The sequence below is a fragment of the Halostagnicola larsenii XH-48 genome, from assembly GCF_000517625.1.
Lineage (GTDB): Archaea > Halobacteriota > Halobacteria > Halobacteriales > Natrialbaceae > Halostagnicola > Halostagnicola larsenii.
Genome location: NZ_CP007055.1, coordinates 1,593,406 through 1,620,272, shown reverse-complemented (window position 1 = coordinate 1,620,272; position 26,867 = coordinate 1,593,406). Strand labels below are relative to the sequence as shown.

The following is a 26,867-nucleotide window of genomic DNA, read 5'->3' as shown; positions in this document are numbered from 1 at the left end:
ACGTCTCGAACGAACGGCCGTGCATGACCGTCAGCTACGGCGCGGTGCGCTTTGACTGGCTCGGCCATACAACGGTTCGCCTCGAGTCCCGGACAGGCGTGGTCATCTACGTCGATCCCCATCGGGACAGCGTTCTCGAGGGGACGGCACCTCGAGACGGCGATCTGGTGTTGGTTACGCACGGGCACAACTACGATCCGACGGGGATCGAACGGGTCGCTCGCGACGACGCGATGGTGGTGATCCACGAGTCGATCGACGGACGGGAGATTGACGACCGCAGCGACGATCGGTCGGAGCCAGTCCGCGACCCTCCGGCCGACCTCTCCTACGACGTGGAACGCGTTCGCGCCGACGAGTCGTTCGTTCTCGGACCGCTCGATCTGTTCACGGTACCAGCGTACAACGAACCAGACGGACCACACACCCGCGAAGACGGGTCGCCGTACCACCCCGAGGGAACGGGCTGTGGGTACGCGGTCACCGTCGACGGCGTTCAGGCGTTCTTCCCGGGACATACGGACGCCCTCGAGTACCACGAGGATCTCGATGTCGACATCTTCTTTCCGCCGATCGATGGCGACACCACGATGGACAGACACGAGGCCGCGGCGCTCGCCGGACGAATGGCTCCGCGGCTCGTCTGTCCGATCTACGGCGAGGCGGCCGGAGTTGACACGGAGGCGTTCGTCGTCGACGTAGCGAGTCGAACAGTCCCGGTCGTGCTCGAGAACCCGGATACGCCGGCTACTGCACTCGAGGGTGAACAGACGCTCGAGTAAGCACCGTCTACGTCCTGGGTGCCACCCGTGCCGAGATCAGCGCAACGAGTTCGTCGTGGCACCGACGTTCGAGGAGAGGTGGTGTCGCGTCTGGAGTCCCGTCCGAAACCGTTGGAATACCTTCGACTGGTGTTCGGGACACGCCACGACGAGGACCGCTCCTTTTCGGACCGGTATCACCGGTTGGGCCGAGTTGTGGGGTGCGAGTCGACAGCCCGGACAGCGGACGCCGCCGGCCGGTCGGTGATCCAGCGTCTCAGCGGTATCTTCGGTAGTTAACCCGCAGACCGAGGCAAACTGCTCGAGGTGGTCCTCACAGCTGACGACGGGGATCGTGAGGTGATCCAGAAGGAGAAACGAGACGGCCCGCCGGCTATCAGATTCGAAGGCGGACCGGCACGCGTCACACTGGACGGGTGGACGGCCTTCGTCAGCACCCGACTCCGAGTGCTGAAGATCTGCTTCTGGCATTCGTTCCTATCGGCGGGTCGCCATCCACGTAAGTAATTGGGTGTCGGTTGCTCACGCGGTATCGCTACCGCCCCCAGCGCCATCGCTACCGACCCCATCGACTCACGAGTCGTGATACCTATATTCACCTGCGGGTCGTCCGCCGCACATGGCGAGTGCAACGGTCTGCGTTTCGTATCACTTCGACGCGGTCTCGACGTGGCTCTGGGCGTTCGACGCCTGGGACATGCCGACGCGACACTCTCGAGGCGTCTACGGCGCCGATGTCGGAACGCCTCGACTCCTCGATCTCCACGACGAACACGACCTCCCCTCGACGTGGTGTATCCCCGGACACACCATCGAGAGTTTTCCGGCGGCCTGCGAGGCGATCGCCGACGCCGGCCACGGGATCCAACACCACGGCTGGACCCATCGCGGGCCCTCGAGTTACGAGAGCAGGGAGGCCGAGAGGGCGGATATCGAGCGCGGCATCGAGAGCATCGTCGCGCTTACGGGAGAGCGTCCGACCGGCTACGCCTCGCCGGCGTGGGACTTTTCCGAACACACACTCGACATCCTCCTCGAACTGGGGTTCGAGTGGGACTCGAGCGTGATGGCCGCGGATTTCACACCGCACTACCTCCGGCGGGGATGGCGTGCGCCCGCCGACGCGCCCTACGAACGCGGCGAGCCGACCGACATCGTCGAGCTCCCCCCGTCGTGGGAACGCGACGACTTCCCGCCCTTTACCTACACCTGGGCGGGCCCCCACCGGATGGGCTACACCGACGAGGAGATGATCTTCCGGAAGTGGCGCGACCAGTTCGACTGGATGTGCGAGCACGTCGACGGCGGGGTGTACGTTCTCACCCTCCACCCACAGGTGATCGGGCAAGCGCATCGAATCGGCCGCCTCGAGGAATTGCTCGAGCACATGTACTCTCGAGACGGCGTCGAGTTCGAGCGAATGGCGACCGTCGCGAAGCGTTTCCGAGAACAGAACCCGCCGGAGGCGCAGTGATTTGCTCGAACTGGAGGTCGGCCGATTACAGGACACCCATCGCCTCGAGGCGTTCGGGCAGATACGTATCCGTCACGAAGTCCAGCCCGCGCGCCGCGAGGGACTGCTGTTCTGCTTTCTTTCCGATCTCGAGTTGGAGTTCGATCTGCTCTTCCCAGTAGTCGGTCTGGAAGCGCGGATCGGAGAGTTCGCTCTCTAAGGCGTTGATGTCCGAATCCGAGAGCGGGTCCGTCGGCAGGTCGTACTCGACGATGTCGGCCGGCTGGATGCCGATATATTTGGCCTCGGGCGTCGCGAGATACTCGGAGAGGTGTGCGGACTTGATCGAGCCGTAAGCGACCGAGCCGTAGATGCGATAGGACCACGGGTCGCCGTCGGCGAAGACCGTCACCGGAAGCTCGAGTTCGTCGTGGAGCCGTCTGATCAGTCGCCGCGTCGCCCGCGCGGGCTGGCCGCCGAGGTGGACGATCAGGGCGTCGTAGTCGGCGTCGAACCCGTTTTCGACCAGCCGGTCTCGCATCCCGCCGGTCTCGACACAGAGGACGAAGTCGGCGTCGTTGTCGAGGAACTCGATCGTGTCGGGGTTATTCGGGATCTGGTAGCCGCCTTGCCCTACGTCGAGCTGACAGTGGATGTCGCGTTCGCCGCGGTTCGTCTGCTCGCGGATGTGGAGCGGCCCCATCACCTTCGCACCGGATTCCTCCGGGCGCATGTGAAAGTCCTCGCGGGTGACCTCCGAGACAATCTCTAAGTCCTCGATCAACTGGTTGGACTCGTCCTGATCGTTGAACTGGGCGTTGTCGTTGTCCCAGCTTTCGGATAGGTAGTACAACTCACGTAGCGTCGAGGAGCGGTCTTCCTCGAGTTGGTCCGCGAGGAACTCGATCGTGTAAACGGCCTTCAACAGCTTCTGGGCACCGCGAACCGAGTTCGCCGATCGCCTCGACGTCCGGTCGCCGTAGACCCAGACGCCCTTTTCCTCGTCGTACTCGATGTTGCTTTTCGTCCGGGTCGGGAGCGACATACTCGGTATCTCTCCCCCTTCGAACTGATCGTAAAACTCCGCGGCGAGGTCGATCAACTGTTCTCTTGCTTCCTGGTTGGTGTCCGTACTCATTGGTCTGTCACGGTAAGTTTCTCACTTTCGACGCCACTCACGTCGAGATCGAACGAAGCGTCGGCGTCGACCTCGTACTCGAGGGTCGTTTCCTCGCCGCTGGAGACGTCGTCGTCCCACTTGACGAACCACTCGCCGTCCATCTCCACGACGTTCGCGCCGTCGGAGAGGTTACGCGGTTCGGCGGTGACGATGTCCGTCAGTTCGAACGACTCGGTCGTACTCGTGTGGTTCTCGACGACGATCGAGACCGATTGGCCGTCGCCGTTTTCCTCGAGTTCGCGCTCGACGAGCACGTTGTTCATGATCCGAGCGACGGCGTCGTCGATGTTCGGCTCGGGATTGTCGGTCACTTCGGCGACCTTCTCGGCCATCTCCGGGAGGATCTGTCCGAGGACGCTCTGCTTGCGTCGGCGTTTTTCCATCGAGCGGCGCTTGTTGAGGTAGCTCTTGAGCTCTCGAGCAGCCTCACGGATGGCGAGTTCGATCTCGTCTTCGATCTCGGGGACGTTCGCCACGGCGTCTTTGGACTCGCTCGTAAACGGCACGTTCGTCGACGCCACGTGGACCATGATCACGGCGGGGCCGTTGGGCAGCCCGGAGCCGCCGGGCTGGTCGAGCCCGTAGTTTCGCCAGCCGATCTGTTTGACGACATCGGTCGTCGCACAGGCACCGCGCTGGTAGACAAGCGGTACGCGGTTCGCAAACCGAAGTACGTCCGCGCTTCCCTCGGCCTCTAACTCACCGCCGTAGGCGATGCCCGCCTCGACGATGAACGGATCGCCGCCCGAAACCCCTGCATCGCGCGTCGCCGCCGCGTAGAAGTCGGCGTCGAACTCCTTTCGCAACCCTGCTTCGATGAGTTCGTCTGTGATCGGCGAGAGACACCGCGTCGGCGGTGCCATGATGTCGGTCGCACGCATCCCGTCGACCAGCTGGCTCGAGGCGTCTCGATCCTCCGTGAGCTCTCGAACCAGCGGCGGATCGTCCGGAACAGTCCGCATGACGCCCCAGATCGCCTCGACGACGTTCTCTCGAGCGGTGTCGCCGAACGCGGCGTCGTCGTACTCTTCGGTCAACTCGGCGGCGCGGTCGACGGCCGAGCGGAGCTTCGCGTGGGTGAATCGATGGCGCGGATCTTCCGCGTCTTCGAACTGCCCGGCCAGTCGCTCGGCGAAGGCGTGAATCACTTCGTCGTCCTTGCGCGTGCTCGTCGCGTCGTCTGCGAGCGCGTAGACGTCTGCGGTCATCCGAGAGTCGCCGTCCGAGTCGGCCTCCGCGGATTCGCCCCCGAGACCGACGAGTTCGGCCCACGCAGCCTCGACGGCGTTCTCTCGAACCGTCTCGCCGAAAGTCGTTCCGTGATCGTCTTCGGCCGATTCGGCGGCAGATTCGACGATTTCGACCAGTTTGTGATGGCAGATCCGCTCGCGGTTTTCGACGGTCGTGGCGATGGTCTCCGCGAAGTCGGCCGTCGCGGTCGCTCCCTTGTTCGCCGTCGCGTCTTCGATCGCTTGGCCGACAGCGACGCCCTCGGTGGCGGTCGGCGTCTCCCAGGACATCTCCCGGCCGAAGTGTCGATCGCGGAACTCGTCGATGACCGAGTTGGCGGTCTTTTTCCCGACGCGGGTGAACTCCTCTTGAAGGAATCCGGAGATGCTGTGTGAATCCGTCGCCGACAGCATCTTCATCACGGTCCCGAGTTCGACGCCGTGGGGGTGCGGACGGATCTCTTCGGTCTCTTCGGGCAGTTCGTCGGTCGCCCGTTCCGCCTTGAAATGCGCGCTCGGCTCGTTGAGCTCGAGGCGGGCGTGGGGGTTGACGACCGCCGTGTGCTTGATGTAATCGTGAAGCTGGGCGCGCGCACGCATGTTCGCCTCCATCTCGAGTTCGATTCGCGTGCCGTGGGGGCGATCCCACGAAGCGGTCTCTTCGACGCTGATCTCGGGTTCGTTGTCGTCGGTATCGATGATCAGTTCGAAGTACTCCGCCTCGCTCGAGCCCTGCGTGCGACTCGTGATCTTCGCGGGCTTCCCGCTGGTCAGCTGCGAGTACAATACCGCCGCAGAGATTCCGATCCCCTGCTGTCCGCGAGACTGTTCGCGGGCGTGAAATCGAGAGCCGTAGAGCAGTTTCCCGAAGACTTTCGGCAGCGACTCCTTGGTCAATCCCGGCCCGTTGTCTTCGACGATCAGCCGGTAGTAATCGCCCTCCTCCTGAATTTCGACGTAGATATCGGGGAGAATACCGGCTTCCTCGGCGGCGTCGAGCGCGTTGTCGACGGCCTCCTTGACGGCCGTCACGAGGCCTCGAGCGCCGCTGTCGAAGCCGAGCATGTGCTTGTTCTTCTCGAAGAACTCGGCGATGGAGATCGCGCGCTGGTTTTCGGCCAGCTCTTCGGCGATCCCCTCCTCCTCGCCGAGTGTCGACTGGAACGACGTCATCGTTTCCCCTTATTAGCGGCGGGGCTAAAAGCTGTGTGCTACCGCGGTGAAAGTGATGACTGCTCCCAACGAGGGAGCAAATGGTGATCAATCCGGCCGTCAACTCGCGCAATTCCCACTCATCAGCGGCTGTTCGACCAGTTTCAGCACTACCCCAACTGTCGATGATGTGCGGTCATTGGATTCAATACGGCTACCGCGCTCGAGAATCGGTCTGCGACCGTCACCGGTTTGGTGGTCCTAGGGGATGACGGTCCTGGAGTTTGACGGTCCCTGAGTTTACTCTACGGGTACCTGCGCGTCGGCGGGCGAGTGCTCGGATTCGTCCTGATCGAGGTGGACCGTCAATACGGGAACCGGAGCTCGGCGGACGACCCGTTCCGCGACGCTACCGAGGAGGAGTCGATCGATTCCGCCCCGGCCGTGGGTTCCCATCACGACGAGGTCGCAGTTTTCCGGGGCGGCTTCGTCGACGATGACTTTACTCGGGGATCCCTCGAGCACCACCGTTTCGACCGTGACGTCCGCCGGCGCGAGTTCTCTCACCCGTTCGACCGCCGTCTCGCCTTCCTCGCGGAGGGCGTCGTTGATCCCATCCCACGCCGTTTCCATCGGGAGCCCGCCGTAACTCGCCGCGTTGACGACGTACACCGCACGAATCTTCGCGTCGTGGGCTCGCGCGAGCTCGATCGCGTACTCGAGTGCGTGTTCGCCCTCGGCCGAGCCGTCGGTCGGGACGAGGATTCGGTCGTACATCGTGGTATACAACAACATACAACATGCAGCAGTAATAACTGTGTTGTTCGTTTCCGAAAGCGCCTCGAGCCAAGTCGCGACCGATAGCATTTTTCGCCGCCGCCCCCTTCACGAATCCGTGAACGTACGCGGTACCGTCGCGGGCGAGGTCGACGTGCGAACGGTGACGACGAGCTACGGGGAGAGCGACCTCGCGGAGGTCCCGCTTCGCTTCGACGGACTCGAGGATTCGGCGTCCCCGACCGACGCGTCCAATCGCGAGTCCGGCGGCGCGTCCCCGAATTCAGTCGACGGAAAGGACGCGAGGACGGTCACTTTGTGGGGAAAGTGGACCGAATCCGCGGCGCTGCTCGAGCCGGGGATAGAACTGCTCGTGACGAACGTCGAGGAAGACGAGTATCAGGGCGAGACGCAGTACTCGACGACGGGTGATTCCTACGTCGTCGTCGAGCCGAGTTTTCTGGTGAACGTGACTGCCGTTCGAAACTGGGTCGAGTGTCCGCGCCTGTACTACCTCAACAAGCTCTCGGGGGTACCGCTGAACTATCCGGTCGTCAAGGGGACCATCGTCCACGAGGTCTTCGGGGACCTGCTCCGGGGCCGGGATCTCGAAGCCGCGATCGACGAGCGGATCGACGAGCGGGGGCTCGAACTCGGCTTACTGGGCGAAACGCCCGAAGCCGTCGCTGAAGACGTCCGCGACAACGCCGCCGCGATCGAGGGCTGGCTCGAGCAGGGCCGACTCACCGAGGAGGATGGGGCGGCGACAGCCGCCGACAACCCGGAGCGGGCGTTTACGCCCGCGGAGGGAAGTTGGCGCTCCGAGCAGCTACTCATCAGCGAGACGTTCGGGATCCGCGGTCGCGCCGACGCCGTCCGACGCGGCGCGCCGGTCGAACTCAAGACGGGCAAGAACCTGCGCAAGGACCCGCGGTTCAAGGACAAGGTCCAGGCCGCCTGCTACGCGCTCTTGCTCGAGGAACACGGTGGGGATGTCGACATGGGAACCCTGCTCTACACGAAAAACTCCGCGCTCGACCGGAACGAGGAAACCGGCGATCTCACGCCCGCAAAGGAGTTCACGATGGGCGACGGACTCCTGAAGTTCGTCGTTCGCGTGCGAAACGAGATCGCGGCGATGGAGATCGCCGGCGACGTGCCGACGGGGTACGAGGGCGACGCGAAGTGCGAGTACTGCTTCGAACAGGACACCTGCATGGTCGTCTCCGGCCGACTGGACCAGGAGTCGAAAGCGGGCCAGATCGGCCAGTCGCTTCCGGACGAGGAACTCGAGTACTTCGAGCGGCTCTATCGCGCAATCGAGGAGGAACGCCGCGAGATCCACGCGGAGTACGCCAAACTCTGGGAACAGGATCCGCAGGAGCGCGCCGACGACGACCGGGCGATCGTCGACCTCGAGTTCGTCGAGCGCCGGGAACTCGAGGGCGGTCGCTGGGAGCTTCGGGCGCGCCAACGCGGGGCATCGACCTCCAAATTGCGCGAGGGGGACCTCGTGTTGGCGAGCGACGGCCACCCGGTGAGAGGCAATTCGGAGCTCGCTCGAATCGAACGGTTGGACGATGTGATTGTCGTTACGGCCGACGAACCCGTGGAAGTTACTCGACTCGATGTCTATCCGTCCGAACTGACGACCGACCGGCTGCTCGTGGCGCTCCACGACGCCCTGCTCAAAGGGAGCGACCGTCGCAAGGACGTTCTTTTCGGACGCGCCGATCCCGACTTCGACGATCCGGGAGAGACGTTCATCGACAACAACGACGCGCAGGACGAGGCCGTTCGAAAGGCGGTCGGGGCACAGGATTGCGCGCTGATCCACGGCCCGCCAGGGACGGGCAAGACCTACACCATCGCTCGAGCGATCCGCGCGATGGTCGAACGCGGCGAGCGCGTCCTCCTGTCGGCGTTTACGAACCGGGCGGTCGACAACGCGCTCGAGGCGCTACTCGAGCAGGGGATCGAGACGACCGACGTGGTTCGAGTCGGCTCCGAAAGCGGCGTCCGCGAGGACATGCAGGCCTATCGACTCGACTTCGCGGGCGACCCCGAAGCGCGCGTCGCAGAGTTACAGAACGCGCAGGTCGTCGCGGCGACGACGGCGACCTGCGGCTCGCGGGTCATGAAAGAGCAGTCGTTCGACGCGGCGCTGGTCGACGAAGCCGCGCAGTTGACCGAGCCGGGGACTTACGCCGCGATTAATCTCGCGAACCGGTTCGTCCTCGTCGGCGACCACGAACAGCTCCCGCCGGTCGTACAGGCCGAAAACGACTTGACTGAGTCGCTGTTCGAGCGACTGGTCGAGCAGTCCCCCGACGCGGGCGTCATGCTCGATCGCCAGTACCGGATGAACCAGCGCATTCAGGCTTTCGCCTCGCGAGAGTTCTACGACGGCGAGCTTCGACCCGCGGAGCCGACGGTCGCGACGCGAACGCTCGACGATCTCGAGGGCGTCTCCCGCGAGCGTTTGCCCACAGAGCTTCGAGACCCCGTGAGCTTCGTCCCGGTGGCGGGCGACGACAGCCAGTACACCGACGACGCCGAGGCTACCCGGATCGCGGACCTGATCGAACGGTACGAAGCCGCAGGCCTCGAACGCACCGATATCGGGGTTATCGCGCCGTTTCGCGCACAGGTGTCGAACATCTCGAATCACGTTCCCGAGGACGTCGCCGTCGACACCGTCGACCGGTTTCAGGGCTCGAGCCAGGAGGTCATCATCGTCTCCTTTACCGCGACCGACACCCTCGAGGGACCGATATTCGAGGACTATCGCCGAATTAACGTCGCACTGACGCGCCCGAAACGCGCGCTCGTGCTGGTCGGCGATCCGGACGCGCTCGAGTCCGATCCGCTCTACGGCCGGATGCTCGAGTGGGCGCGTCAGTAGTGGTTCGTCGTCGGCTGGCGCTCTCTCGAACTGGGACGACATCGATTTTTGATCGGGAGGTGACTCTCGAACGGCAACCGCGTTGATAGCAGAATATGTAGTTGTTCAGTTGCTATTTCCGTGTTCGGGGGGTCAATCGAGTTTCGGTAGAGGAAGTCAATTGGCGTAGAACGGACGTTCTTAGTCGTTGTGGCCGATAAAACACGAACGCTGATATAAGGAGAAGCGAATATGAAGACATGATTGTCTTCATGCAGGAAAACCCACTGGCAGGGGCTATTCTTCTTCTGCTCTGGGTTGGCCTGCTTCTGTACCTGCTGTCGGCGTGCTGGTGGTTGATCGAGACGGTGGTTCTGGCCCGCGGGTGGAAGACCGATGCCGACGACATCGTGTGGGGGTTCGACGACATCCAGGTTCGGATTCTGACAATAGACGCCGAGGAAGTCGTTCAGACGACGGTCAATGCAGTCCCTGATGCCATCGAGGACGTTCGCGTTATCGCCGAAGCAGACCTCGATATCGACGGCGCGACCGTCCACGTCGTGCCCGACGACTACGAGTGCACCGCGACGAACAAAGGACGGGCGGTCGAGTGGGCGCTTCAACACGTCTTCTGTGACAAGGAGTACGTTCTGTACCTGGACGAAGATACGCTCATGGCGGGGTTCGAGGGGCTGCCGGATGCCGACGTGATTCAGTTCACCGAGAAACCGATCTACACCGGCTCTCGAGTTTCCTACCTCAGCGAGGTGTTCCGCATCGGCTACCAGTTCGAGCAGTTCGGGTTTCACCGGCTCACCTACCCACTCTACGCGTGGGGTGGCGGCATCGCTATTCGGTCGTCCATCGAAGACGACACCACGTGGGACGTCGCGACGATCACCGAAGATACGAATTTCGTGTGGCGAGCAGCCGATACTCGAGACCTCTCCTATACGCTCCTCAACGCACGCTTTCGGAACCAGGCACCGCCGTCTCTCCGCGCCATGATCCACCAGCGCCGTCGCTGGGTCTCCGGAACGATGGCAGACGGTCACATTCTCCCGAAGTGGTACCAACCCCTCTACTATACGCGAATCATCGCGTGGGCGTTTTCGCCGCTTGTTGCGATTCTCGCACTCGTCGCGGCGATGCTCCCGAGTTCGATTCCGACGGTCGAGTGGTATAATTGGCTCTCGGTCGGGCTGGTGGGTGTTCTGTTCATCTACATGGTCGTAGGCCTCATCGGCTACCGAAAGCATCCCCTCACCTGGCCGCTGTTTCTCGTGCTCACGCCGATTGCGGTCGCCGCCCACTCGATCGGTGCGTTCTGGGGTATTCTCAGCCCGGTCAAAACGTTCGAGGTGACCGAGAAGGTGACGCCGGATACGATCGAAGCGGTTCACAGCGAACTCGATCACGGCGATCTTACAAATCACGACGGGACGGAGCGACTCATCCGCGAGTCAGAGGCGGAGTTCGACATGAACACCAACATTCTCGACGACGATTGACGGGCTCGCGGATCTCGATCAGACCCACTGTCGGAGGGAGACGACAGCGTCGCACCGAACCGACAGCCAGGCGTCGGCCTCAGCGCGCTCGTCGAGCCGAAAGCGGGGCACGGAGTGTCCGTGATCGACCGACGCTCGAACGGGTCGTGGCTGCTCCGTACTGTCTGACTCTCGAGGCACGTCTCGACCCATGCCATGTTATTCGGTGTCATGCGCCATAAGTTCTCCGCAGGGTGGGCTCGAGTCGGCGGACAGCGCTGCGGTGAGCGCGAGTATCTCCACTCATGATGGTGGTGAGTCGGATCGGTCGACGACCGCCGCTTCGGGTGCGTTCCGACGGACGCTCCGGATTCCCTTTCTGGCGTTTTGTTTCGTGGTGTACCCCTCGCCGCTGGTCGCGATTATGTTTCCGTTCCGGTGGACGAGTCGCCAACGCCACTCGTTTGCGCGGTCTTCGAAGAGTTGAAACGTTCCCTGACTGCCGAATTCCACCTCCGTTCGGTCGTCGGAGGCTGTGTCGCTCGGGTCCCGTTCCGTCGAGGGTTCCGTCCACTCGAGTTCGATCTCCAACTCGATTTCGTGGGCCTCACCTTCTTCGTCGATGGGGGCGCGTTCGATCTCGAGTTCGACCGAGAACGTCTCGGGAAGTCGTACCCTCGTCGATTGGTCCTCGAGCGCTACCGAAACCGAGTCGCCGTCGTCGAATTCGTCGGCGATCGATCGGAACGTCGTTACGACCGCTGCTCGCGAGCGCTCAGCCTCGAAGGGGCGGAGTTCGTAGGTCATAGGAGCCGTTCGATGGTCCGAACTAAATAGGTCAGTTGCGTTCGATGCTGACGGTCACCCAGACGGACAGGTGAGTGCCGTTCGTTCTGTCGGACGAAACAGAATCGAACGTACGTCAGAATAAACAGTAATTCTTGAAAGGTGGTTTTATTTTTCCAGATCTAACAAACCTGTGTCCGATTGAATACGAAAACCTATAGCAGTCCCTTTCCGAGTGCCACCAATGGGTTTCGATCACCCCGCGGGATCTCGAGACAGCGGCAAGCTCCTCCTCACCAGTATTGGAGCGGTCTACATTGTAGCAGGGATCGCATGGGTGATTGGACAGATAATTCACGGCGAACCACTCGTAAACCTCCTGATCGTTCCGTTGTTGGTCGGCATCCCGGGACTCGTGGTTTTGCTGGGAACCCACCGATTACCCCGAACGGATGTCGACTCCGATTTCTATTCAGTGATCGGCAAGTGGTGTCTCGGGAGTATCGGCGTGAGCATTGTCGTTCTGATTGTCTATCACGTACTACCCACTGACAGCCTTTCTAACCCGAGCCGAAGCATCCTCATCCTCTCTGCGCTCAGCAGCGTCGCGGGGTTCGGAATCGGCATCCACGACGCGCGAGCGAAGACGCGAGCGCGCGAAGTGACCCAGCGCAATCGAGAACTCCAGCAGGTACGAGCCCAACTCGAGCGGTCGAACGAACGCTTAGAGCAGTTCGCCTACGCCGCCTCCCACGACCTCGAGGAACCCCTTCGGATGGTCACGAGCTATCTTTCACTACTCGAGGATCGGTACGGGGACGAACTCGACGAGGAGGGAGAGGAGTTCATCGAGTTCGCGGTCGACGGCGCAGACCGCATGAAATCGATGATCGACGCGCTGCTCGAGTACTCTCGCGTCGAGACACGGGGCGAACCGATGGAACCGGTCGACCTCGCGGACGTGCTCGCAACCGTCACGAAGAACCTCGAGATCCAGATCGCCGAAAGCGACGCGACCATCGAACTCGAGGAGCTGCCGCGGGTCATGGGTGATCGAGGACAGCTACAACACGTCTTTCAGAATCTGTTGAGCAACGCGCTCGAGTACAGCGAAGACGAACCGCCTCGCGTAACCGTCTCCGCCAGCCGCGACGATTCGATGTGGATCGTATCCGTACAGGACAACGGCATCGGGATTCCACGGGAGAGCCAGGAGGATATCTTCGAGGTGTTCGAGCGCCTCCACACCCGCGAGGAACACGCCGGCACGGGTATCGGCCTCGCACTGTGCAAGCGCGTCGTGGAACGCCACGGAGGCGATATCTGGGTCGAGTCCGAGCCCGGCGAAGGATCGACGTTTTCGGTCTCACTCCCCACTGTGGGCCCACAGCGCGAAATCGAACCGCGTCGCGAGGGATACTAACCGGACGAACCTGCGTTTCGCGTCGTCAGTCCGTTTTTGCAAGCACCAGCTACTCCCTACAGACGACTGTTGATTGACGCATGCAAACCGTCGTACACATCCTATCGGGAGACGAAGCCGAACAACAGACCGGACTCGCCATCGCACGCAACTTACTCGAGGACGAAACGGATCGCATCGACGACGTCGCGATCGTCGTTCAGGCCGAGGGGATCGCGACCGTGCGGACCGACGGCGACACCGTCGACGACGTCGAGGCACTGCTCGAGGACGGCGTCGAGGTCAGCGCTTGCTCGAACACGCTCGAGATGATGGATCTCGAAGAGTCGGATCTCCTCGAGGGCGTCGAGACCGTCCCCGAAGGTGCTGTGGAAGTCACCCGTTTGCAGGACGAGGGGTACGCGTACCTGCGACCCTAACCGTTTGCAGTTGCGGACGTGTCGGTTCCAGTTGCGAGTGTGCCGATTGCAGTTGCGAGTGTGACGAACCGAACCGATCGAGGCCGACTTCGGATCGATTCGTCTCGGCGGGCCACCTCAGTTAAGCGACGTCGGACCGGATCATGTCACATGGGCACACGAGTCATGGGCGTGATGACCGAGGACGTCGTCACCTGCGGGGCCGATACCGCTCTCGAGGCCGTCGCAGAGCGGATGCTTCGACACGAAATCGGCAGCGTCGTCATCACCGCGGAGGGAAACTCCTACGGGATCATCACGGAGACGGACATCGTCTTCGCGACCTACCGAACGGGGGCGTCGCTCGGCGAGATTCCGACGCGGAAGGTCGCGAGCCATCCGATCGTGACCGTCGAACCGACGCAGACGCTTCGGCTCGCGGCCAAGCGAATGGGCGACGAGGGAGTCAAGAAATTAGTCGTCGTCGACGGACTCGATATCGTAGGCATCCTGACGACCCAGGACCTCATCGATCACTACGGGGAGTTGAACAACGAACTCGAGAACGTTCACCAGAGCAGTCGACGCAGGTCTCGAAAGTGGCCGCGAGAAGACTTTTGATTACTGTTCGGTGATTCGGATTCCGTCCGGCTCGAGGCGGACGCCGACGCCGTTGGGTTTCGTCTGGAACACTTGGGCGTGGGAGTCGATATCGTCGACGCCGGCACCGACCTCGAACTCGTCGCTGTCTGGGAGACACTTGAACTCGCGTTGCTCGCCGTCCGCGAGGGTCAGATCCTCGAGGAAGACGACCTCGTTCGAGTCCCGAACCCGGAGTCGGACCGTCGCGTCGCGCGACAGACCGTTCTCGACGACGATCGTGTCACCGCCGCCGAAAACGCGTTGCACTGCACCCTGTGCGCCGGCCGTGAGTGCAGCGGCGCGCGATCGGAACGCCCCCGGATTGTTCTGGTAGGCCAGCAGGATACCCACTAGTGCCAGCAGTCCGAGCACGAGCACTCCGAGATGGAGCGGGGTGATCCGATCGAGCAGTCCCTGATCGGCCATCCCTTCGATCGTCGCACTCCGTTCGACGGCCGAGGAGGCGTTCAACGACTCGTTGTTGGTCGTGATCCCGTACGTATACTCGCCGCTTTCTTCGGGCGGTTCGATATCGGCCAGGACGGTCTCGGATTCGGACGACTCGAGCGTGAGTTCCTCCTCGAAGACCGTCTCCCCGTCGAGCACGAACTGGACGGTCTGTGTGTCTACGAGGTCGCCGATGTTGGTTATGTTCCCGGACATCGTTAGATTCGAACGCGGATTCGACGCGCCGTCTAACTCGAGGTCGCTCGCTTCGAACACCGAGCGGTTCGCCGTCACGTTCTCGGAGACGGTGGTCGTGTTCGCGACGAGTTCGATTCCTGAGGACGCGTTCGCTGTCAGATCGAACGAGAACGTTTCCTCGATCGATTCCGATTCGTTGAGCAAGAACTCGCGCGTCTGCGTCACGTTCGAAGCCACGTTATCCGCGTCCTCGACGCCCACGGAGAGGTTCTGTAACTCCGGCACTTCGCCGTTGTTTTCGACGCGTACCGTCGCCTCGAGGGGTTCATTCGAGGAAAACGTCTCGTTGAACTCCTCGAATTCGATGTCTAGGTCTCGGTCGAACTCGGTCACGTTCTCCCCGCTGGGCGTCCGCAGGGAGACGTTCTCGATCGGCATCGTGCTCTCGTTGAATTCCCAGGTGAACGTTTCCTCGAAGGGCGACTCGTCGATCGTTACGTCCCGTTCTTCGACGACGGTTCCGTTGACGAGGAATTCAGTTGGAACGTCCGTCTCCCCGTTTGGAATCTCCTCGCCGTTGTACTCGAACTCGCCGGTGACCTCGAGTTCCTCGCTGAAGTTCCCGATCTCGAGTTCGTCAGGAGGGATCTCGACGTTCATGTTCTCCTCGTGGTCGTCTTTGGAAACGACGGTCGCCGTTGTCTCGTTCGAGAGGCCCAGTTCGGGAATCTCGACGCCGACATCGAGTTCCGGAACGTCGCTGGAACTCGTTTCGTAGGATATTTCGCCGTCTTCCGTATCACCGGGGTCGATCTCGAGGGAGTCAGTTTCGACGGTTTCGTTTCCAACGGTGAACTCGACGGTCATGTCTTCGACCGGCACGTCACCGATACGCTCGAACTCGGCCCCAATCAGGATATCATCACCAGCGACCGCTGTGGTCGTCCCGAAGTCGCTGATGAGAATTTCCGCCTCCTCGATGTCGACGTCTTGTGTGACGGATTGCTCGCCCACGTCGAATTCGACTTGACCGGCTGAACTATCGCCATCTTCTGTTTCGAAGACGAACGACTCGTTGACCTGTGATTCTGGGTTTACGTTTACAGGTGCCGTCTTCGACTCACCGTTCCACGAGACGGTTCGATCGCCGGCGTAATTATCGTAGCCGTGATTGGTGATCGACGTATTGACGACGAGATTCTCTCCCTCGGCCGGATCGTTGACCTTCGTTATTTCGATCTCGAGAATCGGCTGATCGTACTGATCGTACGTGAGTACCTCGTTCCCGTCCCCAGTATTGACGACGATGTCATCTCCCGACGCCGTTTTGAGTTTGCCACCATCGTCGGGGTCCACTTCGATCTGGTCTCCATCTGTGGTCTCTAGGTCCGGAGAACCGTCCACACGCTGGATATAGGTAGTGTCGTCGGTATTGTCGTCGACTTCTACTAGCTGTCCGCCCACTTCGAGGCGTTCGTTTCCGAACGACGATCCGACGATGAGGTACTCGTCTTCGCCATTGATTTCGTGCGTTATGAATCCCTGAGTAGACGTTTCGTTCACTGATTCTCCGCTTACGAGGATATTGTTCCCCGGCCGGACGACTACGAAGTCATCTTGGGGTCCTGATTCCTGTGCGAGTGAGACCGCCGTTTCGTTCGTTGAACCAGTGAACGCTGTTCGCGATTCTTCGGTGTCGTCGGCTGTCGCCCCCACGCCGATACCAGCGCCGGCACCCACAACCGTTCCGAGTACCACGAAACACACGATCAACCCTACAAGGGCGTGTTTCGTACGCTCGGACACACGACGCGACCGGATCGACCGGGACCAGACGTTCGCAAACATTGTGGTGACTCTGGAGAGGGTGGCTGGCGGATTCGTTGGCGGATTCGAATTCATCGAGGCGACACCGATACTCTGATTCGACCTATTTCGATGGCGTATTGAAATACTCTCTGGGCGATTATTATAATATATCTAACTGGTTTACTGTTAGTAGAGACTAATATAGGTTCGAACAGATCGATATTTCGGCGCTCGAGTGCCGTCTGGCATCCTCGAGGTCGCAGCGAATCGACCGATGGTGGAGGGGGTCGATTACTGATGGACTGTGTCCGCTGATCGAGGTCCCAGTAGACGCTCGAGATAGTAATATCAATTATACATCAGATGGATAATGTCTCGAGAGAAATTCCCCAGTCGAGAACTCCACAACACTATTGAGCGTCGAACACCTATTCACGAGTAATTCCTCAGCGAAACGAAATGTCACGAAAACGAAAACGTTCGCGCGGGACTGACGGAACCGTGAGCCGTCGGGCTGTTCTGTCGGTCGGACTCCTCGCGAGTCTCGGAACTGTGGGGGCTCACGCGAGCGGCGCGTTCGATAGCATTTCGTCGAACCGGAATCTCGATTTCGGCGTCGCCGATGACGACGACGCACTGCTTGGATTCGAACCGTACAACGTCGAGGGGGAAGACGGCGAACGAGTGACCATCGCCGCCGTCTCGAATCAGTTTTCGAGCGCAGTGGAACTGACGTCGATCGAGGGCATAGGGGGTTCAGCCGTCCTCAGAAACATCGACACGCCGGTCGTACCCGTCGGGGAACGGGTCGAACTCGCGGCCGACCTACAGTGTGAAGACGACTTCGACGACGATGTCGAACTCGAGATCCGTGCCAGCGGGGCGTCGAACTCGGTTCAACTCGAGCGAGCCGTCCCCGTGACGTGTACGGGAGAAGCCGAACGCTGTGTCGTCAGGCGGGACGGACTCAAGTTAGCGGGCGAGGTCGAGCCGTGTGCCGTCGAGATCCGCAAGTGGAGCGGCGGCGATATCGAAGTCAAGATGGAAGACGACGGCCGCCCCGCGGTACTCGAGGACTCCCTCGATATCGAAGCGACCGGCAACGAGGTGGGGATCGAAATCGAACTCGAGGATTCGAGCATCGAGGGCGACCTGCAAGCTCGTGCCTTCACCAACGAATCCGACATCGAAATCAATCTCGAAGGAAGTACGATCGACGGAGACCTGATGGTTCACGCCAACGGGAGTGCGGTCGGCATCGAACTCAAGTTAGAAGAGAGCACGATCGGGGGTGACGTTACGATTCGATCGAGCGGCGGCGAAGTGGAAATCGAACTCGAGCTAGAGGAGAGTACGATCGGAGGCGACCTCGAGATTCGGGCGTCGGCCGGGGAGCTGGACGTGGATGAAGCGATCAATTCCGAAGACGTTCACGGAGTTATCACACGATCGTATTGAGCGACTCGTCGAGATCGATGCGCCCGTTCGCACATCGTTCAACACAGCCAGATAGTCGTCCGTCGTGACCGTTGTGACTCAGTTACGATCGGTTTTCGTTCGGAAGTGATCGCAAACACGCTGTGGGGCCGAGATCGTTCATCGTTCGTCGCGGGACTGTTTCACGCTGTATCCGTCGCGTTCTGCTGTGTATCGTCTCCCCGAACTCAAAGATGCTAAAACAACATCATATTGAATCAGTCATAACATAACAGGTGTTATATACGTTCCGTCTGTGCTCACTAACGAATGGTAACTGGGTGGCGCTATCGGATCGTCAGTGCAGCCGGAGTGGTAGCGTTTACCGTCGTCTCCGTGCTCGTAGCGAACCATCCAGAGTTCCAGCACCTCTTTACGACGTACGTTCCGGTATTCAATCGATTAGAGGAGCAAACGCTTACCGGTCCCATGTTTCTGTGGGCGGTCGGTCTCTGTTCGTTCGTGATGATCGGCTGTCTGCTGCCGCTTTATAAACCCCGGCCGCGACGCGTGCTCGATACGATCTTTCTCACCCAGAAACGCGTGGTAACCGGCGGACTCGCCATCGCGACGTTCGGCTTTTTCAAGTGGTCGCACCGACTGCCTCGAGCGACTCTCGTGATGGTCGTCGGATTGCTCTCGGTCGCGATGCCGCTGTGGTTCGTCTCGATGCGACGCCGACCGCCCGGCGACTCGGGTCGAACGCTGCTCGTGGGCGACGATCCGGACCAGATCAAACAGATTACGACGCAACTCGAGGGACCGATCCTGGGCTATCTCTGTCCGACGAACATTCTCTCGTCCCAGTTGGTAGAGAACGGGGAACTGGACGCGATCGAGGCCGTTCCCGACGGCGGAATCCAGACGGGCGACGGACTCCTCCTCGAGTACGACGAACTCACCGATCTGGACCGACTCGGCGGACTCTCGCGCATCGAAGACGTGCTCGTCGAGTACGACGTCGATACCGTGGTGCTGGCGTTTCACCAGCCCGATCGGGCGGAGTTCTTCGGGGCGCTCGACGCGTGTTTCGAACACGGAGTCGACGCGAAGGTTCACCGCGAGTACGCCGACAGCGTGCTCGTTTCGGAGGGCGAGTTCGGCGAACTGGTCGACATCGACCTCGAGCCGTGGGATCCGCTCGACTCCGTGTTCAAACGGCTGTTCGACGTGGTGTTTGCCCTCGTCGGACTCGTCGTCTTCGCCCCGCTGATGGTCCTCATCGGCGCGGCGATTCGGCTGGATAGTCCCGGCCCTATCCTCTACAGCCAGGAGCGAACCGCTGGCCTCGGGGAGACCTTTACCGTCTCGAAGTTCCGGACGATGGTACAGGAAGGCGAGTCCGCAACACCCGCCGAAGACGGGGAAAACGACCGCATCACTCGAGTCGGACGCGTGTTGCGAAAGACGCACATGGACGAACTCCCACAGCTCATGGCGATCCTGCTGGGACGAATGAGCGTCGTCGGCCCGCGAGCGGCCTGGACCGACGAAGAGCAGATACTCGAGCGCGAAACGGCGTCGTGGCGCAAGCGGTGGTTCGTCAAACCCGGTCTAACCGGGCTGGCACAGATCAACGACGCCAAGAGCACGGAGCCGGACGCGAAGTTGCGCTACGACCTCGAGTACATCCGCCGCCAGTCGTTCTGGTTCGATCTGAAGATCGTGTTGCGCCAGGTCTGGAAAGTGTGTGTCGACACCTGGGAGACGATTTCTAGCTGATGGCGCTATGGGTTCGAAGCCGGTACGCTGTGTTGTGATTCGAGTACCCAGAGAAATCCGGCTTCGTTCTTTTGGAACTCGCTCGAGGAGGTAGACGGGCGGCACGTGTCGACGATTCTTCGAACCCGAGACGAAGTCCCGCCGTTTAATACCGCGCCCGAGGTAGGTGCGTTCAATCGCAGTTCCCCCTGCACGGTCATCGATGGCACCCTCACTCGTCCACTTCCTCGCCGGCGCGACGCTCGCGCTGTTCGTAGCGACGCCGCTCGCGCTCCGGGGTCACCTGACGCGACGCCACCTGTGGATCGTCGCGATCGGCGGTCTCTGGGGCATGTTTCCGGACGTTAACTACGCGACGCCCGTGTTTCAGACCGAACTGGCGACGCTTCACGGCTCGCGGTGGGCGAACCTATTCGCCGCCCACCACGCGCTCGACCAACCCGCGTTCGCGACTCGAGAGCTGTTGAGTACCGGCGCGGCCGTCACGGGATTCGTGGGTGCCGTCGCCTGCTTTACGAGCGCATCGCTTGTCGGCGAGCACGGCCGTCGAGGGAGTGGGTCGCCGTGGAATCACCTGCTGGCTCGAGCGCTGGTGACGGGGTACGCCGCCGCGGTCGCCGGCGTGGTCGCGGCCGTCGGCGTCGGACTCGTATTCACCTGGGCTGGTCGAATGGAGACGCTGGCCGCGCTGTGGGGTCGCGAGAGCGCGATCGCCGGCTGGGTGTTCCTCCTGGGCTGTAGCCTCGGTGCCAGCGGCGTTTTCGGGATCGTCCTCGAGGTGCTCGACCGCCGGTGGCGGGTAATGAGCGCGGTCCCCGGCGCAGGCGTCGGGGTCGTGGTCGCGGTGATGGCCTGGGCGACGGTCGTCGCGGTCGCCGTGCCGCTCTGGATGCGCCTCGTGTTAGACCTCTCGCGTCCGATCCCGTACTTCCACCGGATCAGCCTGGGCGCGCTCGTCGTCTTCGGGGCGATGGTGGGGATCGTCTATCCGGCGACCCGCCGAGCCATCGACTCACCGCTGGCGGCCTACGGGCACTGAGAACCGGTTCGGCAAGGGAGGAGGAACCTCGTCAGAAATGCTCGAGAGCGGGCACTGACGGGGTTCAGTCATGAGTGATCGGATTCGAAACCGTCGGTTCGAAAACCGGGACGCCGGATCGGGAAAACCCCAGTTATCAGTAGTTGGTAATACGGTTTCTTTATTCAGAGTTGGCCGTGAAACTCACGCTCAGTACAGCAACCTCTTTTACCGAGGTCCTCCCTCGTTCGTTTTACTCACTCGATCGAACCCCGGCAAAACCTGTTGATGCCAAAAGGCCGCCTTCGCGGGGTTTCACCCCGCTCCGGCGGGGAACCGCTCGCTTCGCTCGTGGATACTACTATCTTTCCCAGCGTTCCATTTGCGTCTGTAGTTACCGAAGCATCCGATTCGATTTCAGGGAGGGTTCTGAATAAAGAAGCCGTGCTACTATCTACTGTTATTGTGACGAACCGACGGTGTTGCCCTCGAGCACGTCGGCTTGCTCGACGGTGACCGTTTCTCCATCGATCGCGTACTCGCCCGCGTAGGGAACCGTTACCTCGAGAGCGCCGTCTTCCGGCTGGACTTCGCGTTCGTACGTGATCGACTCGCCGTCGATCTGCTGTTCGGTGGCGACCGTCACCGGGCCGTCGGCGTCGGTGGCCGTCTCGATAGTGGCACCGGGGACGACCGCGAAGGCCGACGTGTTCTCGCTCGTCGCGAGAAGCTGGTAGCGGGCGAGCGCGTCACCGTCCTCGCCGCCCGTGCCGAGGTCGTCGTGGAGCTGGTGGGCGGTCGCGTTGTCCGGTACCGAGGCGTCGGTGTCGCCGACGACCACGTAGCCGACGTCGTCGCTCCGGAACTGGTCGTACCAGCCGTCCGGATCGTCGCCCGCCTGAAACTCGTCGAAGTAGGCGTTCGCGTATCCGTAGCTGTCGGACTCGCCGTTGACCAGGTAGTTGTACATCCGGTTGTCCGGCCACTCGCTCAGGACGAAGTTCTGGGGGTACTCCCGGTCTATCTCTTCGGCGTGGTCGTCGATCGCCGTCGCGACCTCGTACTGGCCGTCGGTGTGGGCGGTCTGGGCGACCAACGAGGGGACGAAGATCAGGCTCATCCCGCAGACGATCAGGGCGATGATGCCGAGATAGACGACCGTCGAGGCGTCCGTCGGGAGGATAATGTTCGGTTCGGACTCGCCGCCGTCGGCGTCGGTGGCGCGAGTGCTCGGTCGGTCGAGTGGGCCCGCTCGAGTCGACTCACTGTCCTCGCGGAACGGCACGGGGAGGCGGGCCAAGTCGACCCAGGCCGTCAGGTGGACGAGCCCGAGGCCGCCGAGTACGGACAGGGGGACCGCCAGTTGCGCGGCGAAGCGAACCTGAATCGCGGCCATGGCGACCCAGAAGACGACGTAGACGCTCAAGAGCAACCAGGCCGGTTCGTAGCGCTTGTAGGCCACCCAGCAGGTCCAGATGAGGACGACCAGCGCGACGTAGAACTGGATGCCGAGCTGGGACATCGGGCCGTGGATCACGGCGAGGTCGGCCGAGAACAGCGAGGCGGACTCGGTGTATCCCGACCGGAAGAAGAGATCGTCCGCGCGTTCGGCGAGGCGCGCCCACTCCGCCGGGCGCAGCCGTCGGAAGAGGAAGATCCCCGCCGCGGCGAGGACGACCTCGAGGCCGACCAGTCCGGCCGTCGGCCACTCGAGTCGCACCCAGACCTCGCCGAGAGCCGCGATTACGAGGGTGGCGGCGACGGTGAGGACGGGAACGATGGCGACGAACGCGTCGTGCCAGCCCCACCGGAAGTGCAAGAACCCAGTGAGGGCGCTGGCGACGAGGAGGCCGGCGACGATCGGTGCGGCGGCGGCCGCGGGAGAGACCCCGTCTCGAGCGTCCATCGCGACTTTCAGGCCGACGTAGGCCGATGCGGGGACGAACATCAGGACCGAGCCGCCCCAGGCGAGCGCGGAGAAGCTGAGTCCGACCCCGAGCGCGACGGCCGCGACCCAGGTCCAGGTGTCTTGGAGATGATCGCGCAGGGGTTGGGAGAGCCGCTGGTCCGGGTTTCGGTCGGGATCGGGGTCTCGGGCTCGGCGTCGGCGGAGATCGACCGCGAGCCAGGCGAACGCGACCAGCGTCACGCCGAGCCAGAGGTACTGGTGGAGGCGGTGCTCGAGAAAGCCGACGCCAGAGTAGACGGCGTGGACGGGCGTCAGCGCGAGCAGGACGACCGAGGCGATGCCGACGCGAACGTCGTCGGTGACGATCACGGCGAGCCAGTAGACGAGGACCCCCAGAAGCAGGGTGGCGACGACGGGAAGCCACGCGGCGACCGCGTCCGGGCCGACGAGTTCCGCGAGGAACCAGTTCGTCGCGTGGGTGAGCGGGCGGACGTTAGGAGCGCTACCCGGCATCTCCGAGAGAAGGCTGATATCGGTCGGGCCGTTCGATTCGGCGAGCAGGCGTTCCATCCAGTAGCGATAGTAGTAGGGATCGTTCCCCGGCGAGAGGATCGTCCCGTCGCGGAACACTGACGGGGCGTTCAGGAGGCGCATGGCGACGAGAAAGACGAGCGATCCGAGGACCGCAAGCGTCGTTTTCCCGTCGACGTCGATCGGACTCGAGAACTCGCGGCCCGGTTCGTCGTCGACGGCTTCGATCGACTCGCCCTCGAGTCCCGCCCGGACGCCCTCCCGGCTCGAAACCCGGTACTCGCCGTCGATCTTCGCCACGAGATCGCGGGAGACGAGCTCGCCGAAGGTGCCTGAATCGACGGGTAGGTCGTCGAACGTCCACGTCTCGTGGACGGCGTCGGTCTCGAGGAGGATCTCGAGGGTTTCCTCGCCGTCGGCTCGCTCCTCGCAAAAGCGCGCCGCCCTATCTGCGACCTCGGCGGGATCTGCGGCCATTACCGCGTACGTCCGAGTGTGGCCTGATTATCCTTTCGCTCTATTTGATTGTCTGAGAAGGGGATGTCTCCAGTTCTCGAGTTCGATATGAAATCAGTCTCGAGACATCCCCTCAGCGAACAGTGCTTAGAACTAGATACCACCACGCCATCCGAATCGACACGATGTTCATCTACAATGAGGCACAATATTAAGTACACACGACCTGAACGGAGAGTATCAATCTGATACCAAGAAGGCCAAGAAATCGCTCTCAATGACCGAACTGAAGAACCAGCCGATACTGGTCGCAGTCGCGAATTCGGACCACGTTGAACAACTCGTCCGGGCTGTCGGCGACCTCGCTCGCCTGCTCGATACGAGAGTGAAGATGGTTTCTGTCATCGTCAAACCGCACGGCTCCCCGTTTTCTATGGACGCTGATGAAATGATTATCGAGACGTTTTCGGGAGATACCCAGGAGATGCTCGACGCGGCGACGACCGTCGCTCCAGATGATGTCCCTGTCGACCATGAAATGTCCGTTAGTCACTCAGTGGCCGACGGACCCCACGTCCCATCAGCAGCACTGGCGGCGAAAGCCATCGCCGTTCGTAACGACGCGACCGTTCACGTTCTGTCAGTCGGTGAGTCCGATAGTGATCCCGACGCTGCAAAAGACGACATCGCAACTGCCACACTGACGCTCGAGGAGGCACCCGGTCCGGACATACGGATCGAAACACTGCTCCAAACTGGTGAGGATGTCTCCGACGCGATCGCTGAGACAGTACCCGACTACGACGTGATCATCTTCGGGGCGACACGCCACGGCGCGGTTCGACGCCGACTTGTCGGATCGATCCCGCAGCCAGTTAGTCATCGGACTGATCGGACGGTGCTACTCGCGCGTTCGGGTGCCGTCGTCGGTAGAACGGGCCTTAGGTACGTCGAGCGGCTCTGGGACCAGTCGTGACGCTGGCATTCTGGGCCCTCGTTGGCCTCGCAACCGTGACCTGTCTGTTCATGGCGTGGTCGCTCGGGGCGAACAGCAACTCTCCGCCGTTCGCCCCTGCAATCGGTGCGAATGCGATTTCGACGATGCAGGCAGCGTTCCTGATCGGGATTCTCGCGGCAGCCGGTGCAGTTACGCAAGGCGGCAGCATCTCCGAGACTGTCGGGGCCGACCTCATCGGCGGCGTCACGATCACGCCGCTCGCGGCAACGACAGGCCTACTGGTCGCGGCGACGTTCATGTCGTTCGGCGTCTACACGGGGTATCCGGTGCCGGCGGCGTTTGCGACCACCGGAGCAATGGTCGGTGTCGGCCTCTCGCTCGGTGGCGCCCCGGCGTTCGATACCTATCGCCGGATCGGAACGTTCTGGGTGCTCGTCCCACCGTCATCGGGTGGACTCGCCTTTCTCACGGCGACACTCCTTCGCCGGGACGATATTCCCGAGACGGTGGGGGTACCGCTCCTGGCAGCTGTCGTCGCAGGCATCCTCGCGCATATCCGTCTCGGAGTGATTCCCCATCCCGACCGTCCGCAGGGATCGGTCGCGGACCTGGTATCACTCACGCTAGGAAACCCACGCGTCGCCGGCATCGACGTCGTAGTGGTCGCTGTCACGGTCGTGTTTGCGGCTGTCGGGTTTCGGCTCATGCGACAAAAGATGTACGAGTCCGTCGATCAGGGAATCCGAGCGTTCTTGCTCATCCTCGGTGGGATCGTTGCGTTCAGTAGTGGTGGCAGTCAAGTCGGACTCGCGACAGGACCGCTCGAGGAGCTGTACGGTATCGAACTCGGACTGCCGGGGATTGTGCTCCTGATCATCGGCGCAGCCGGCATCCTGGCAGGTGCGTGGATGGGTGCTCCCCGATTGTTGCAAGCAACCTCGCGTGAATACGCACAGCTAGGCGTTCGCCGGTCGATTGCGGCGCTCGTCCCCGGATTCATCATCGCCCAGACGGCAATTGTGCTCGGCATTCCGATTTCGTTCAACAATATCATCATTTCGGGTGTGATCGGTAGCGGCCTAGCTGCTGGCACTGCCGGTGTCTCCCGCCAGAAAATCACCACCACGATCATCTTCTGGCTGCTCACACTGGCGAGTTCTATCGGGATCGGATTTGGACTCTACCGACTCTTCTCGACGCTCCTTGGGATTGCGTAGGTGATATTCAACCACGAAATTCACCGGACAACCGTCACCGGGACGGGCGCTTTACCGACCACGGTCGTTGCGACAGTACCGAGCAAGCGACGAAGCGCCCCGGTCTTGGGACCACCATGACCCCCCATCACCACGTGATCCACGTCAGTCGTGTCGATGTACGCGAGGATCGTCTCTGCCGGCTCACCGGTTTCGACAGCCGTTTCGACCGGACGGTCCTTCGCCGCAGTCTGATGGCGGGCACGCTCGACCAGCTGGTCGGCTCGAGTGCGTGCCGCATTGAGTCGCGCTTCGTCCGGCTCCAGAACACCGCCTTCGCTCATATCCGCGTCAAGCGGCGTCACGACGTTCAACACGGTGATCTGGCAGTCGAAGACGTCGAGTGCGTGTTCGAGGGCGTCGTCGGCTAGTGGTGAGCCATCCAACGGGACGAGCACATGTGATGGTTCCACACTCACTTACTCGCGGGTCAAGGGCTTGTATCTCACGTTGGCTACGAGAACTTCGCACATCTACCAATCGCCTGATTCAGTCGAACGATGGCGGAATAAACAGGAGCGCCGTGGTGCAGACATCCGCTGTATCCTGCACGACCGCTGTAACGACTACTGTCGGAATTGGCACCCAGTCCAGTCACTCTGTTATTCCAGTTCGTCGATGAGTCCTTGCAGTTGCTGGACGTGGTCTTCGAATAGTGCTTCGCCCTCGTCGGTGAGGACCGCGTTTGTACGAGGGCGCTTATCGACGAATTCCTTCCGTATCTCGACCGCGTCGGCCGCTTCCATGCGCTGAAGATGACTCGAGAGATTCCCCTCCGTGAGATCTAGATCCTCGGTGAGGTCGTTGAAACTCGACTCGCCGTGCTGGTAGAGATAGGCGAAGATCTGCAGTCGCGTCGGTTGGTGGACGAGTTTGTCGAGATCCATT

Annotated in this window: 21 protein-coding genes; 12 read left to right on the top strand and 9 right to left on the bottom strand. The window is 61.7% G+C overall.

Annotation, left to right across the window (positions count from 1 at the left end):
- The first annotated feature begins 23 nt into the window (after positions 1 to 23).
- Positions 24 to 782, top strand: a complete 759-nt coding sequence (locus tag HALLA_RS08235; protein ID WP_049952898.1) for an MBL fold metallo-hydrolase — start codon at positions 24 to 26, stop codon at positions 780 to 782.
- Positions 783 to 818: 36 nt separating this feature from the next.
- On the opposite strand, the gene HALLA_RS08230 is transcribed toward HALLA_RS08235, so the two are convergent.
- Positions 819 to 1,253 carry a hypothetical protein gene (locus HALLA_RS08230; protein WP_049952897.1) on the bottom strand — a complete coding sequence of 145 codons (435 nt, stop codon included), beginning with the start codon at positions 1,251 to 1,253 and terminating at the stop codon, positions 819 to 821.
- Positions 1,254 to 1,401: 148 nt separating this feature from the next.
- Here HALLA_RS08230 and HALLA_RS08225 point away from each other — a divergent pair, with 148 nt between their 5' ends.
- On the top strand, positions 1,402 to 2,256 hold the full coding sequence (locus HALLA_RS08225) for a polysaccharide deacetylase family protein (RefSeq protein ID WP_174887895.1): 855 nt from the start codon (positions 1,402 to 1,404) through the stop codon (positions 2,254 to 2,256).
- Positions 2,257 to 2,281: 25 nt separating this feature from the next.
- Here the strand turns inward: HALLA_RS08225 and HALLA_RS08220 are convergent, their stop codons facing one another.
- The 3 genes from HALLA_RS08220 to HALLA_RS08210 form a co-directional block, all read right to left on the bottom strand.
- A complete protein-coding gene (locus HALLA_RS08220; protein ID WP_049952896.1) occupies positions 2,282 to 3,373 on the bottom strand; it encodes a DNA topoisomerase IV subunit A in 1,092 nt (363 codons plus the stop codon).
- On the bottom strand, positions 3,370 to 5,817 hold the full coding sequence (locus HALLA_RS08215; RefSeq protein WP_049952895.1) for a DNA topoisomerase VI subunit B: 2,448 nt from the start codon (positions 5,815 to 5,817) through the stop codon (positions 3,370 to 3,372). The genes HALLA_RS08220 and HALLA_RS08215 overlap by 4 nt, the downstream gene beginning before the upstream one ends.
- Before the next feature lie 279 nt (positions 5,818 to 6,096).
- The gene (locus HALLA_RS08210) at positions 6,097 to 6,573 is read right to left on the bottom strand and encodes a universal stress protein (RefSeq protein ID WP_049954047.1); all 477 of its coding nucleotides are present in this window, start codon (positions 6,571 to 6,573) and stop codon (positions 6,097 to 6,099) included.
- Between the two features lie 118 nt (positions 6,574 to 6,691).
- Here HALLA_RS08210 and HALLA_RS08205 point away from each other — a divergent pair, with 118 nt between their 5' ends.
- Both HALLA_RS08205 and HALLA_RS08200 read left to right on the top strand, forming a co-directional pair.
- On the top strand, positions 6,692 to 9,478 hold the full coding sequence (locus HALLA_RS08205) for an AAA domain-containing protein (RefSeq protein ID WP_049954046.1): 2,787 nt from the start codon (positions 6,692 to 6,694) through the stop codon (positions 9,476 to 9,478).
- A gap of 239 nt (positions 9,479 to 9,717) precedes the next feature.
- Entirely contained in the window at positions 9,718 to 10,971 is a 1,254-nt protein-coding gene (locus HALLA_RS08200) for a glycosyltransferase (protein WP_049952894.1), read from the top strand.
- A gap of 282 nt (positions 10,972 to 11,253) precedes the next feature.
- Here the strand turns inward: HALLA_RS08200 and HALLA_RS08195 are convergent, their stop codons facing one another.
- Positions 11,254 to 11,757 carry an HVO_2922 family protein gene (locus tag HALLA_RS08195; protein ID WP_049952893.1) on the bottom strand — a complete coding sequence of 168 codons (504 nt, stop codon included), beginning with the start codon at positions 11,755 to 11,757 and terminating at the stop codon, positions 11,254 to 11,256.
- 223 nt (positions 11,758 to 11,980) lie between these two features.
- Here HALLA_RS08195 and HALLA_RS08190 point away from each other — a divergent pair, with 223 nt between their 5' ends.
- From HALLA_RS08190 to HALLA_RS08180, 3 genes are all read left to right on the top strand, one after another.
- On the top strand, positions 11,981 to 13,159 hold the full coding sequence (locus tag HALLA_RS08190; RefSeq protein WP_049952892.1) for a sensor histidine kinase: 1,179 nt from the start codon (positions 11,981 to 11,983) through the stop codon (positions 13,157 to 13,159).
- Between the two features lie 80 nt (positions 13,160 to 13,239).
- The gene (locus tag HALLA_RS08185; protein WP_049952891.1) at positions 13,240 to 13,578 is read left to right on the top strand and encodes a DsrE family protein; all 339 of its coding nucleotides are present in this window, start codon (positions 13,240 to 13,242) and stop codon (positions 13,576 to 13,578) included.
- A 150-nt stretch (positions 13,579 to 13,728) separates the two neighbouring features.
- Positions 13,729 to 14,178: a CBS domain-containing protein gene (locus HALLA_RS08180; protein WP_049952890.1), complete on the top strand. Its 450-nt coding sequence runs from the start codon at positions 13,729 to 13,731 to the stop codon at positions 14,176 to 14,178.
- Here the strand turns inward: HALLA_RS08180 and HALLA_RS08175 are convergent, their stop codons facing one another.
- Complete coding sequence (locus HALLA_RS08175; RefSeq protein WP_157231347.1) at positions 14,179 to 16,602, bottom strand: hypothetical protein; 2,424 nt, start codon at positions 16,600 to 16,602, stop codon at positions 14,179 to 14,181.
- 510 nt (positions 16,603 to 17,112) lie between these two features.
- Between HALLA_RS08175 and HALLA_RS08170 the strand changes: the two genes are divergently transcribed.
- The 3 genes from HALLA_RS08170 to HALLA_RS08160 all read left to right on the top strand — a co-directional run bounded on the left by HALLA_RS08170 (position 17,113) and on the right by HALLA_RS08160 (position 20,890).
- Positions 17,113 to 18,111, top strand: a complete 999-nt coding sequence (locus HALLA_RS08170) for a hypothetical protein (RefSeq protein WP_049952888.1) — start codon at positions 17,113 to 17,115, stop codon at positions 18,109 to 18,111.
- Positions 18,112 to 18,399: 288 nt separating this feature from the next.
- Positions 18,400 to 19,851, top strand: a complete 1,452-nt coding sequence (locus tag HALLA_RS08165; RefSeq protein WP_049952887.1) for a sugar transferase — start codon at positions 18,400 to 18,402, stop codon at positions 19,849 to 19,851.
- A 202-nt stretch (positions 19,852 to 20,053) separates the two neighbouring features.
- The gene (locus HALLA_RS08160; RefSeq protein WP_049952886.1) at positions 20,054 to 20,890 is read left to right on the top strand and encodes a hypothetical protein; all 837 of its coding nucleotides are present in this window, start codon (positions 20,054 to 20,056) and stop codon (positions 20,888 to 20,890) included.
- A 439-nt stretch (positions 20,891 to 21,329) separates the two neighbouring features.
- On the opposite strand, the gene HALLA_RS08155 is transcribed toward HALLA_RS08160, so the two are convergent.
- Positions 21,330 to 23,786 carry a hypothetical protein gene (locus HALLA_RS08155; protein ID WP_049952885.1) on the bottom strand — a complete coding sequence of 819 codons (2,457 nt, stop codon included), beginning with the start codon at positions 23,784 to 23,786 and terminating at the stop codon, positions 21,330 to 21,332.
- Between the two features lie 256 nt (positions 23,787 to 24,042).
- On the opposite strand from HALLA_RS08155, the gene HALLA_RS08150 reads away from it, so the two are divergent.
- Together HALLA_RS08150 and HALLA_RS08145 are read left to right on the top strand one after the other, a co-directional pair.
- Complete coding sequence (locus HALLA_RS08150) at positions 24,043 to 24,741, top strand: universal stress protein (RefSeq protein WP_049952884.1); 699 nt, start codon at positions 24,043 to 24,045, stop codon at positions 24,739 to 24,741.
- Positions 24,742 to 24,791: 50 nt separating this feature from the next.
- A complete protein-coding gene (locus HALLA_RS08145; RefSeq protein WP_049954045.1) occupies positions 24,792 to 25,940 on the top strand; it encodes an inorganic phosphate transporter in 1,149 nt (382 codons plus the stop codon).
- Positions 25,941 to 25,960: 20 nt separating this feature from the next.
- On the opposite strand, the gene HALLA_RS08140 is transcribed toward HALLA_RS08145, so the two are convergent.
- Positions 25,961 to 26,392 (bottom strand): universal stress protein, encoded by a 432-nt coding sequence (locus HALLA_RS08140; protein ID WP_049952883.1) that lies wholly within the window; start codon positions 26,390 to 26,392, stop codon positions 25,961 to 25,963.
- Between the two features lie 189 nt (positions 26,393 to 26,581).
- Positions 26,582 to 26,866, bottom strand: a complete 285-nt coding sequence (locus tag HALLA_RS08135) for a transcriptional regulator (RefSeq protein WP_049952882.1) — start codon at positions 26,864 to 26,866, stop codon at positions 26,582 to 26,584.
- Between the last annotated feature and the right edge of the window lies 1 nt (position 26,867).

Coding starts and splice junctions, on each gene's coding strand:
- HALLA_RS08235 (WP_049952898.1), top strand. CDS start 24: ATGACCGTCAGCTACGGCGCGGTGCGCTTTGACTGGCTCGGCCATACA.
- HALLA_RS08230 (WP_049952897.1), bottom strand. CDS start 1,253: ATGCCAGAAGCAGATCTTCAGCACTCGGAGTCGGGTGCTGACGAAGGC.
- HALLA_RS08225 (WP_174887895.1), top strand. CDS start 1,402: ATGGCGAGTGCAACGGTCTGCGTTTCGTATCACTTCGACGCGGTCTCG.
- HALLA_RS08220 (WP_049952896.1), bottom strand. CDS start 3,373: ATGAGTACGGACACCAACCAGGAAGCAAGAGAACAGTTGATCGACCTC.
- HALLA_RS08215 (WP_049952895.1), bottom strand. CDS start 5,817: ATGACGTCGTTCCAGTCGACACTCGGCGAGGAGGAGGGGATCGCCGAA.
- HALLA_RS08210 (WP_049954047.1), bottom strand. CDS start 6,573: ATGTACGACCGAATCCTCGTCCCGACCGACGGCTCGGCCGAGGGCGAA.
- HALLA_RS08200 (WP_049952894.1), top strand. CDS start 9,718: ATGATTGTCTTCATGCAGGAAAACCCACTGGCAGGGGCTATTCTTCTT.
- HALLA_RS08195 (WP_049952893.1), bottom strand. CDS start 11,757: ATGACCTACGAACTCCGCCCCTTCGAGGCTGAGCGCTCGCGAGCAGCG.
- HALLA_RS08190 (WP_049952892.1), top strand. CDS start 11,981: ATGGGTTTCGATCACCCCGCGGGATCTCGAGACAGCGGCAAGCTCCTC.
- HALLA_RS08185 (WP_049952891.1), top strand. CDS start 13,240: ATGCAAACCGTCGTACACATCCTATCGGGAGACGAAGCCGAACAACAG.
- HALLA_RS08180 (WP_049952890.1), top strand. CDS start 13,729: ATGGGCACACGAGTCATGGGCGTGATGACCGAGGACGTCGTCACCTGC.
- HALLA_RS08170 (WP_049952888.1), top strand. CDS start 17,113: ATGTCACGAAAACGAAAACGTTCGCGCGGGACTGACGGAACCGTGAGC.
- HALLA_RS08165 (WP_049952887.1), top strand. CDS start 18,400: ATGGTAACTGGGTGGCGCTATCGGATCGTCAGTGCAGCCGGAGTGGTA.
- HALLA_RS08160 (WP_049952886.1), top strand. CDS start 20,054: ATGGCACCCTCACTCGTCCACTTCCTCGCCGGCGCGACGCTCGCGCTG.
- HALLA_RS08155 (WP_049952885.1), bottom strand. CDS start 23,786: ATGGCCGCAGATCCCGCCGAGGTCGCAGATAGGGCGGCGCGCTTTTGC.
- HALLA_RS08150 (WP_049952884.1), top strand. CDS start 24,043: ATGACCGAACTGAAGAACCAGCCGATACTGGTCGCAGTCGCGAATTCG.
- HALLA_RS08145 (WP_049954045.1), top strand. CDS start 24,792: ATGGCGTGGTCGCTCGGGGCGAACAGCAACTCTCCGCCGTTCGCCCCT.
- HALLA_RS08135 (WP_049952882.1), bottom strand. CDS start 26,866: ATGGATCTCGACAAACTCGTCCACCAACCGACGCGACTGCAGATCTTC.